The sequence below is a fragment of the Streptomyces sp. PU-14G genome, from assembly GCF_041028275.1.
GTDB lineage: Bacteria > Actinomycetota > Actinomycetes > Streptomycetales > Streptomycetaceae > Streptomyces.
The window spans coordinates 1-10,202 of the sequence record NZ_JASKYT010000223.1 but is presented as its reverse complement, the minus strand read 5'-3'; the positions used below and the strand labels follow the sequence as shown (position 1 = coordinate 10,202).

Annotated in this window: 6 protein-coding genes and 1 pseudogene; 2 read left to right on the top strand and 5 right to left on the bottom strand. The window is 69.4% G+C overall.

The window, feature by feature from the left end; translation table 11 throughout:
* The 4 genes and pseudogenes from AB8Z75_RS23200 to AB8Z75_RS23185 form a co-directional block, all read right to left on the bottom strand.
* Positions 1–394: pseudogene (locus AB8Z75_RS23200) on the bottom strand (hypothetical protein); the annotation flags it as partial.
* A 171-nt stretch (positions 395–565) separates the two neighbouring features.
* A complete protein-coding gene (locus tag AB8Z75_RS23195; RefSeq protein WP_369205017.1) occupies positions 566–799 on the bottom strand; it encodes a hypothetical protein in 234 nt (77 codons plus the stop codon).
* 98 nt (positions 800–897) lie between these two features.
* Positions 898–1,866 carry a hypothetical protein gene (locus AB8Z75_RS23190; protein ID WP_369205019.1) on the bottom strand — a complete coding sequence of 323 codons (969 nt, stop codon included), beginning with the start codon at positions 1,864–1,866 and terminating at the stop codon, positions 898–900.
* Between the two features lie 335 nt (positions 1,867–2,201).
* The gene (locus AB8Z75_RS23185; protein ID WP_369205015.1) at positions 2,202–2,825 is read right to left on the bottom strand and encodes a hypothetical protein; all 624 of its coding nucleotides are present in this window, start codon (positions 2,823–2,825) and stop codon (positions 2,202–2,204) included.
* A gap of 527 nt (positions 2,826–3,352) precedes the next feature.
* On the opposite strand from AB8Z75_RS23185, the gene AB8Z75_RS23180 reads away from it, so the two are divergent.
* Entirely contained in the window at positions 3,353–5,170 is a 1,818-nt protein-coding gene (locus AB8Z75_RS23180; protein ID WP_369205013.1) for a thiamine pyrophosphate-dependent enzyme, read from the top strand.
* A 358-nt stretch (positions 5,171–5,528) separates the two neighbouring features.
* Positions 5,529–7,046 (top strand): MFS transporter, encoded by a 1,518-nt coding sequence (locus AB8Z75_RS23175; protein WP_369205011.1) that lies wholly within the window; start codon positions 5,529–5,531, stop codon positions 7,044–7,046.
* A gap of 57 nt (positions 7,047–7,103) precedes the next feature.
* Here the strand turns inward: AB8Z75_RS23175 and AB8Z75_RS23170 are convergent, their stop codons facing one another.
* Entirely contained in the window at positions 7,104–9,788 is a 2,685-nt protein-coding gene (locus AB8Z75_RS23170) for a SpoIIE family protein phosphatase (RefSeq protein ID WP_369205009.1), read from the bottom strand.
* Between the last annotated feature and the right edge of the window lie 414 nt (positions 9,789–10,202).

Genomic DNA, 10,202 nt, shown 5'->3' with positions numbered 1-10,202 from the left:
GGCGGAACCCCTCTCCACCGGTGGTTTGCTCCTTGCGGGACTCCCAGGTACCCTCGCCCTGGAACCCCTTGCCGACAGGGCCGTCCTCGTCCATGTCCTCCAGCGAGACCGGCCAGCTTTGCACCCGCACCGTGCCGACCTGGGCGGTACGCCCTTCGGGATACTGGGTGGAGGCGTAGCCAAGAGTGAAGCGCATGCCGTTCGGGCCCTGGTAGCCGCCGTGCAGGTCGCCGGCTCGCACCGTGGTGCTCGACTTCGGACACGGGCCGGAGGTGTCGTCCAGGACGGTGCACGAGGTGAGGGTGGCCAGACAGCAGGCGGCCACCGTGGCCGCCTTGCGTGCCGCCGTGCCGCTCGGCCTTCGCCTGCCGCCCGCCGAGCCGTGAGTCGCCATGGAAGGCATCGTTTCAGTGCTCACCTGGAGCTTCAAAGCCCACCTGGATTCTAGAGCTCACCCGCAGCTTCGCAGCTCACCCGCAGCGGGGCGGGCGGGCGCGTCCGCCCACGTTGCCTCCGTTCGCCATGTCGGCACGGGTGAGCTCTGCTGGGTGAGGAGGTGCCGCAGTCAGTCGCCTTCGTGCGGCATGGGTGCCGGTTCGGCCTCTTTCATGCGGCGGTCGGTCCAGTACTCCTGTGCGTCGTGCTGGTCGTGCTGAACCTCGGAGGTCGAGGTGCCGCCGCCGGGCTCGGGCGGTGAGGCGGGGGACTCGGACGTGTTCTGACGGAGCGCGACGATGGTGGCCACAGCCGCAGCGACGCCTGCGGTGACGACGAGGACGCGAATCCGGGAGCGCTTCATGGGGGGACCTTCTTGGCGAGTGCGGAGCCGTACGGGAACGGCGCTCACCCCGCCACGCTACTGGCTGCGCGGCGGGGTGAACACCGAGCAGCTGGATGTCAGGTGGCGGAGCCCTGGTCGTCGAACATCTGCTTGACACTGTCACCGAAGTAGGAACTCCGGTTCACGCCGGCGGAGTCGATGGTGCTCATGACCCCGTTGGTCTGGCCCAGCCCCGAGGACTGGTCGAATTCGCGCATCCACGGGCCGCCGCTGGAGCCGCCGCCGAAGTCACAGCCGAGCGCCAGCTTGCCACCCGAGTCCGAGGTCCGGCCCTCGCAGTACCACTGAACCTGGCCGTTGTCCTTGTTGCCCGGGTAGCCGTTGATCGTGATGTCCTGCTCCCGCGAGTAGTTCCAGCTCAGCCCGTTGCCGCCGGTGCGGTTGACAAGCTTGTCGCTGCCCTGTGGCCAGGTCGTCACCATGGCGACGTCCCAGTTCAGGTCGCCGTCGTTGATCCAGCCGTTGAAGGTGCGCATCTGCTTGGCGACGAAGGTGCCGTAGGGCTTGTCACCATTGCGGTACTGGGGGACGTACGCCCAGTTCTCCATCCAGTCACCGCCGTCGCCCTCGTGCACGCAGTGGCCCGCGGTGATCGCCATCTGCTTCGAGTCGCTGTTGAGGGCGCTCGCCGAGCAGACGTAGTCCTTGCCGTCACTCGGCTTGGTGAAGAAGACCTTGCCGGCGACGGAGGTCTCGGTGATCTTCGTACGCACCTCGCCTGAGGGGGGCGCGGCAGGGGTGGACCCGGGCGGGCCACTGGGCTGCTCCGCGGTGGCCGAGGATCTCTCGGCGCCAGTGTCCTTCTGCGTCAACGGTATGGCGTTCCGCATGCGTTTGGGTGTCCAGTACTCCTCCACGTCCTCGGCGGCGCGGAAGGTGTCGATCCGGGCGCCGTCCTCCGCGCGGGCCGGGGAGGCGGTGGTCGAGCCGGGGCCCTGCGTCGGTTCCGGCTGGGCGGAGGCGGGCGCGATGGTCGCGAGGGCGATGACGGCGGCTGCGGGCAAGGAGAGCAGAACGGGTCGCATGAGGCGCACTTATGTTCACCTTTCGAAGTCAGGTTCACTCTGTGGCGCACAACACGCTAAGTTCGCGGGGCTGCTCGCGGAAGAGCGCCTGGTCTGAGACGACGCGAGGTGACTCCCCCCGGGCGAGGAGCGGTTGCCCCTGTGCGAGGAGCGGTTGGTGTGCCAGTGCGCCGGGAACGGGCCGGCTGAGCGGCCCCCCGGCGCCTGGAATGGACCGGCTGTGCGGCCCCCCCCCGGAGCCTGGCCGGGTGAGGCGATCGGCCGGTCCCGCCGTGTACGGATCACGAAGATCCACCACGTCCGCCATGGATCAGGGGCCGGATGCGCGCCTGCGATCACCGGCGCCTGGAGTGGAACCTTTCGTCGATGTCCGGAATCCAGAAGCAGATTTCCAGCGTCTTCAGGCGGTCCCGGTGCCGCACACGCCGCCCGTGTCTGACTGCGGCTACCAGGCTCACCAGGAGCAGTGCCGCGCAGCCTCCTGACAGCACACGATCGGGTCCTGCGACGAGTTCGCTCACCGCGACGACGAGCGCGAACAGCAGGGCGAGAGCCGAGTTCCGCAGCATCAACGCGACACCTTGCAGCCGAGTGATCTCACCCGCTGCCTCCTTGTCGTGGAGTTCCACCGCAGCCAACAACAGAGAGGTGTCAGCCTGCACGAATGGTCGGCCCTGGGACTCGGGCACTCTGGCGACAAAGTCGAGGCGAGCGTGGTCTACGTTCCAGTTCCAACGCGGTGTCATTTTGTCCAAGAGGGCGCTCAGCGGATAGGCGAGGTGCCCCAACAGGTAACTGGCAACAGCGGCTGCGACCACCTGCACCGCTGATGGCGCCGAGGCGAGGCTTGCGAGATCGATGGTGTCCAGGCGTACGAGCACATAAATGATCAGGGATAGGTGCAGTGCTCCGGGTATCCCGTAGGTGAACAGGTCGAAGATGCCTACAGCCAAGGTCACGATGCTCCTCTGACTCGCCAGGGCCCCTGACTCTAGTGATCCGCCGAGTGGTCGGGCACGACCGCGGCAGCTCCTCGTTGGCGGCGAGCCGGTGTGTCAGCCGATGTCAGCGCGCGTCGCCTTGGTGTCCGACAGGCCTGGTTCGCTCAGGAACCGGCCGTCGGATTCCAGGCCGGCGCGGTCGACCCCAGCCGCGGGGCCGTGCGCGTCAGAAAGGGTGACCGCGTGCCGGAACCCGCTCAGGCGCACGCCACAGCGCCTGAGTACCTCGCCCGGACACTCCTGTGGCCGACAGTGGTGGTCGCCGTCCGCTTCGGACACACCGGCGGCTTCCGCAACCGGGATCTGCCAGCACCCGGCGCCGGGGCCGGGCCTGCCGGCGTTCCGCGGTATCCACCCGAGTCAGGGCCGTTCCGGTGAATCCGCGGTGTGCACGCAAGGTGGGGGATCGTGCGGCCTCGTCGAGGAAGCATGGTCGACTCCCGGGCTTCGAGCCGCCACGGCAGTGTCCAGGGAAGGAGCTACGCGTGAGTGACGAGCCTGAAACGGGTGCAGGATCTCGAACGACCTCGGATCTGGTGGTGGAGCGGCTGCTGGAGTGGGGCATCGACACTGTCTTCGGTATCTGTGGGGACCAGATCAACGGATTCTTCGAGGCGTTGCGCGTCCATCCGCAGATGCGGTTCGTGCATGTGCGGCACGAGGAGAGCGCCGCGCTGGCGTGTGTGGGCTACGCGAAGTTCACCGGCAGGCCGGCAGCGTGTGTGGCCACCGCAGGCCCCGGAGCGGTCCACCTGCTCAACGGCCTCTACGACGCGCGGATCGATGGCGCGCCGGTGATCGCGATCACCGGCCTGTCGTACCACGACACGGTCGGCACACACTTCCTGCAGGATCTCCCCTCCGACCGGCTGTTCGAGCATGCCTGCATGTTCTCCGAGCGCGTCATGGGCCCCACGCACGCGGTGCCCGCGACGGACCTGGCGGTGCGCAGCGCGCTGATGAACCGCACACCGTCGCACCTGGCGATCCCGATCGACGTCCAGTCCTTCACCCTGGAGCAGGACACGGCCTCGCCCAAGAACGTGCCGGGGCACCTGTCGACGGCTCCCCAGCCGTTCACCGTGGTCCCGCCCGAGGAGCAACTGCGAAGGGCCGCGGAGGTGCTGAACAACTGCGAGCGGGTGGCGATCTGTGCGGGGGCGGGCGCCCGCGGTGCCGGAGACGTGCTCGAACAGGTCGCGGAGGTGCTGGGCGCGCCGATCGTCAAGGCCGGGCTGGGCAAGGACTGCGTGCCGGACGACAGCCCCTACACCACCGGTGGCATGGGGCTGATCGGGACCCGCGCTTCCCACGAGGCCTTCGAGAACTGCGACGGATTTCTCATCGTCGGCTCCTCCACCCCCTACTACGAGTTCTGGCCCGAGCCCGGCCAGGCCCGCGGTGTACAGATCGACCTCAACGCCGACCGCATCGCCATGCGCTATCCGGTCGAGGCCGGGCTGGTCGGTCACGCCGACGCGGTTCTGGATCGGCTGCTGCCCCTGCTGGAGCGGAAGGAGGACCGGTCGTTCCTGACACAGGCGCAGGACACCTACCGCCGCTGGTGGGACCTGATCGGCGAGCAGGCCGCGGACTCCGGTATGCCGATGCGTCCGCAGGTGGTGACCTGGGAGCTGTCCAAGGCGCTGCCGGACGGGGCGATCGTGACCGGCGACGCGGGCACGGTGACCGCTTGGGGCGGCCGACTGCGCCTGCGTAGGGGAATGCGGTATTCGTTCTCCGGGACCCTGTGCACCATGGGGTCCGCACTGCCCTACGCCATCGGTGCCCAACTCGCGCACCCCGACCGCCCGGTGATCGCCTTCACCGGCGACGGCTCGATGAGCATGGGCATGGGCGAACTGGCCACTCTGGCCCAATACGAGCTGCCGATCAAGGTGGTCGTGCTGCGCAACAACTCCCTGGCCCTGGAGGTGTGGGAGCAGACCGCGCTGCTGGGCAACCCCCAGGTGGGCTGCGCGCTGCACCCCATCGACTTCGCCGCCGTCGCCCGCGCCTGCGGCCTCAAGGCTTTCCTGATCGACGACCCGTCTGAGGCCCCCGGCGTGTTCGCCGAAGCGATGGCCACTGACGGCCCGTGCTTGATCGAAGCCGTCACCGACCCGGACGAAGCACCCTTCGGCGAGAGTCTCCAACCTGCCCACGCCCAGCACCTGGCCCAAGCCTTCGACAAGGGCGAACCCGCCGCCCACGCCATGGCACGCAACCTCCTCCAACACGGCCGCGTGGCCCTCTCACCCGCTCTCCAGCAGCACTACGACGCACTCGCCCGCTTCCGCTGACGCCACCGGCTGGAAGCGGCCTGTAGAGAACGGGACGCTTCGCTGAGGCGGCATGGTCCGCTGGAACCCGTCCGGGCGATCACGCCGGAGCCAGGTGTCTCACGCGTACCGGAGCCCCGGCGCGTACAGCCACAGGGCACCGGCGCTCTGCGAGTGAGGTGGCCCTGACGCCGCAGTGGTGAGGTGGCCTAGACGCTGCCGCCGTGGTGAGGGGGGCCCTGTCATCGCCGTGGCGAGGTGACACCCGCCTTCGGTGGACCTCGCGCCGATGGCGTACCACCCCCATCCCGAACGCCGGCCGGCGAGACAGCGACGTGCGCGCATGCGAGTCAGGGTGATCTGTGCTGTCGTGAGGTATATGTCCGAGTCCCGGGTGCAGGCGAGTGGAGACGCGGCACGCGGCGTCACCGACCCGCACCGGTGGTGGGCCCTTCTCGTCATCGGGATCGCGCAGCTCATGGTCGTGCTCGACGCGACGATCGTGAACGTCGCGCTGCCCTCCGCGCAGCGGGCGCTGGGCATGTCCGACACCAACCGCCAGTGGGTCGTCACGGCCTACACGCTGGCCTTCGGCGGGCTCCTGCTGCTCGGCGGGCGCGTGGCGGACCGGGTGGGGCGCAAACGCACCTTCATCTTCGGCCTGATCGGCTTCGCCCTCGCTTCCGGGATCGGTGGCGCCGCGGGCAGCTCCGGAATGCTCTTCGGCGCCCGCGCCCTGCAGGGTGCCTTCGCCGCGTTGCTCGCGCCGTCCGCGCTGTCCCTGCTGTCGACGACGTTCACCGACCCCAAGGAGCGGAGCAAGGCGTTCGGTGTGTTCGGCGCCATCGCCGGGGCGGGCGCGGCCATCGGACTGCTGCTGGGCGGAGTACTGACCGAGTACCTGGACTGGCGCTGGTGCCTGTACGTCAACGTGCTGTTCGCGGGGCTCGCGGTCCTGGGCGCCGTGACGCTGCTCCACGACCGGCCGGGGCACGAGGAGGCACGGCTCGACATCCCCGGCGTCGTCCTGGGGTGCGGAGGTCTGATCGCCCTCGTCTACGGCGTGAGCGAGGCCGAACCGCGCGGCTGGGACGACGCGATGGTCCTGGGGCTGCTGTGCGGCAGCGCGCTGCTTCTGGCGCTGTTCGTCCTGTGGCAGCGTCGCGCCCGCAATCCGCTGCTTCCGCTGCACATCGTCAAGGACCGCAACCGTGCGGGCAGCTTCCTCACGATGGGGCTCGCCACCCTCGGCATGTTCGGGGTGTTCCTTTTCCTGACCTACTACATGCAGGGCATCCTCGGGTACTCACCGCTGCGCACCGGGCTCGCTTACCTGCCGATCAGCGGAGCCATCATCCTCGGCTCCACGCAGGTCTCGGCGCGTCTGCTGCCCCACGTACCGCCACGGCTGCTGATGGCGCCCGGCATGCTGCTGGCAGCGGCCGGCATGGCGGTGCTCACCCAGCTCGAGACCGACTCCTCGTACGTGAGCCACCTGCTGCCCGCCGAACTGTTGTTCGGCTTCGGCCTCGGCTGCGCCTTCATGCCGGTCATCTCGACGGCCACCCAGGGCGTGGCCGCCCACGACTCGGGGGTCACCTCGGCCACCGTCAACACCGCGCAGCAGGTGGGCGGGTCGATCGGCACCGCACTGCTCAACACCGTGGCGACCGGCATCACCAACACCTACGTGCACGACCATCTGCGCGACCCGAGGATGCGGCGGTCGGTGGTCCGCGAAGGGGTGGTGCACGGTTTCACCGCCGCGACGTGGGTGGCGATGGCCGTGATGCTGCTCGGTGCGGTGCTGGCCGCGGTCCTCGTCACCGCAAAGCCCATCAGGCCCGGGCCGACAGGCGCCGGCGCCCCCGCGCCCGGAGCGGGCGGCGGCGGGTGACGAGCGCCGCGCGCGGCGGGCCCCCGCGACCCCGCCTCCGGCTCACATCGGCAGCTCTCAGGAGGGTGGCGTGGGCCGGAGAGCCAGGATGGCGATGTCGTCGGCGTTGTCGGCGCCCAGCCCGATGAGCAGTTCGTCGCAGAACACGTCAAGGGGCTCGCGTGCCAGTGCGGCGGTGTGCTGAGCCAGAAGAGCCATGGCCTTGCTGAGAGACTCGCCCCGGCGTTCGATGAGTCCGTCGGTGTACAGCAGCACCGTCGAGTGGGCAGGGAGCGGATTTCTGGCTCCGGACCTGGGTGGGTCGGGGTCCATGCCGAGGAGCAGACCCCCGTCTTCCCCGAGGAAGTGGGTGGCGCCCTCAGCGGTGGTCAGCAACGGTGGCAGATGCCCTGCGGATGAGTGCTCCAGACACCAGGGGCCGTTCTCGGGGCCCTTGACGAGGCCGTAGATGCAGGTGGCGGTGACTTCCTGGTTCAGGCTGTGGTTGGCCCTGTCGAGTCGGCGCAGTACGGACTCGGGAGGTTCTGGGCGGTCGACAGCGATGCCCCGGAGCATGTTGCGCAGCTGGCTCATGGCGACCGCTGCCTCGAGGTCGTGCCCGGCGACATCGCCGATGACCATCGCCGTCGCTCCGTTGGGGACGATGAAGCTGTCGTACCAGTCGCCGCCGACCTGTGCGGTGGTGGACGAGGGCGCGTAGCGCGCGGCCATCTGAAGGTGCCCGACGTCCGGCAGTGAGGGGAGCAGGGAGTGCTGGAGACGTTCGGCGATGTCCCGCGTCTCCTGGTACAGACGGGTGTTGTCCACGCCCAGCGCCAGGCCGCGTACGAGGTCGTCCACGAGGGAGAGGTCGTCCTCGGTGAACGGCCTCGTGGTGCCCTCACGTGCCAGCGTCAGGGCTCCCAGGATGTCTCGGCGAGCCTGCAAGGGGGCGATCAAGGCGCTGCTTCCGCCCAGTTGTTCGAAAACCTCCAAGTGGTGGGCGTCCAGCCTGCTCCGGGCCTGCCGCGTGGCAGGGATCTCCTTCAGCAGCAGCGAGCCCGCACCGCGCAGCACCCGGGCCAGCGGCCCCCGTGCTGCCTCGGACAGCGGAGGCAGCTCGCCCGTGCGCAGGTCGGAAGGTACCCGGTCAGGATCCCGATGAGTGACGCAGGCCCTGCTGACGCGGCCGTCCTTCTCCAGCAGGTCCACCACACACCAGTCAGCCAGCCGCTGGGAGAGGATGCGGCACACCTGCTGCAAGCCCTCGCTCAGCACGGAGGCACTGCCCAGGGCGCTGCTGGTGTCCGCCAGCAGCGACAGACGTTCGAGTTCCGACACGTGCGCTTCCCGAGGGCCCGGCCTTGTCGCCGGTTCCGTCGCCGGTTCCGTCGCCGGTTCCGTCACCGGTTCTGTCACCGGTTCCGGGCCGGTCGACGGGGGCGGCTCGCCCGGCTCCGGCTGCGGCGCTCGATGATCAGTTCGCGGACCGTGCGACGGGGGTGCGGCCTCCGTCGTGCGCGGGGAGAGCTGGGCGACGAAAACGGTGCGTCCTTCGGCTGTCTGCTGGGGCTGGATGACCAGGCGGATGGGGACCAGCCGGCCATCACGGTGCAGTGCCGGTAGCGGAACGGAGCGGCCCAGGATCTTCGGCTCACCGGTGAGCAGGAGGGAGCTGAACGCTGCCCTGTGGCGTTGCCGCAGGTGCTCCGGGATGAGCACGGTGAGCCACTGCCCGACGAGTTCGTCCGCTGGCCAGCCGAGCAGGTGCCCCGCCGGATCGTTTGCGGCAATGATCCGGTCCGTGTCGTCGGCGGCGACGGTCGGGGTCCTGCTGGCCTGCACCTGGTCGGCGTCCCACGGTGCCAGCTCCGACAGGCTCGCGCTCGGCCCGCGGGAGACCTCTGTCCAGGCCGTGGGGTATCCGCCCGAGACCTGACCGGTGATCTGGTCGAACAGCCACTGCCGGAAGACACGGTTCTGCGGCAGAGACGGCAAGGTCAGGAGACGTTCGTCGCCCGCGGCCTCCTCACCCAGGTCGAGCGTCCGGCGGGCCGCGAACAGCCCCGGGACGGCGTCCGCCGGGATCGACACCTGCAGGGACCGGACTCCCGCGGCGGAACGCTGCTCCTCCAACGCGGCCGTCACCCGAGCGCTGACGAGATTGCTCATGTCGTGGGCAGTGGCCAGTTCCTCGGACCGCACACCGAACGAAGCTCCAGTGAACGCGGCGAGTGTGAGCTCGCGCAGCAGCGCGTGACGATGCTGCAGAGAGGTCATGTAGAGGGCGATCGGCAGATCCACCAACGTGATCGTGACCGCGGGGTCATCGAGAGGCGGGGTGTTCCCCCACCCGGATGGCGGCGGCGACGTCTCCTCGGGCCACAGTTCACACCACACCGTCTTTCGCTCGTCGCCGGTGCGGACTCCGTAGCATGAGGCGAGTTCCTCGATCACAGCCAGCCCGAGCCCCACGCCGGCGTGCGGATGACGGCCTGGAGACACCACTCCCCGTGCGGGCCGGCGGTCGCTGACCTGCACATGGATCGTTCGCCCGCGGGACCATGCCGAGACTTCCACCTCGGTGCGCGCGTGCAGTACCGCGTTGGTCACCAGCTCACTGACCAGGAGCTCAGCGGTCGCGAGCACGTCCACAGCGACGCCTGTCAACGCGGTCCTCACGAAGCGCCGAGCCTGCATCACGCTCTCGGGCCGGGGGGCGAAACGCTGCGAGGGCGCTCCCGGCGCACTGAGGTTGCCCATGCCTCCAGTCTGCTCCAGACCGTTGCCTGGCGGCGCGGCTCGCCACGCCTGGGCAGGTCAACGAGTTGCGCCTGTCAGCCAGCGGAGTGAGGCCGAAGCCCCAGCGAATCGCCACTGTTCCTCGCACCGGGCGTCCGGAACCACCAGGAGCGCCCTGCCTGTGCACCGCCGACGGCAGCCGCCTCCCGCGACCAGCCCCGAGACTGCCGTGTCGTGTCAAGCAGCATGGTCGAGGTCTTCGGTGCTCGGGCCTCTCCTCTGTTCGGGGATCGTGAGGAGCTGTCGGCAGATGACGTGCTTGGGCACCCGCACCGTGGGGCCCAACCACCAGAACACCGGAACCGCCGGCCGGACCGAGAACTCCCAGGTCGCCGTCCACCTCGTCTACCCGGGGGCGGCGTGGGGGCCCGGGGG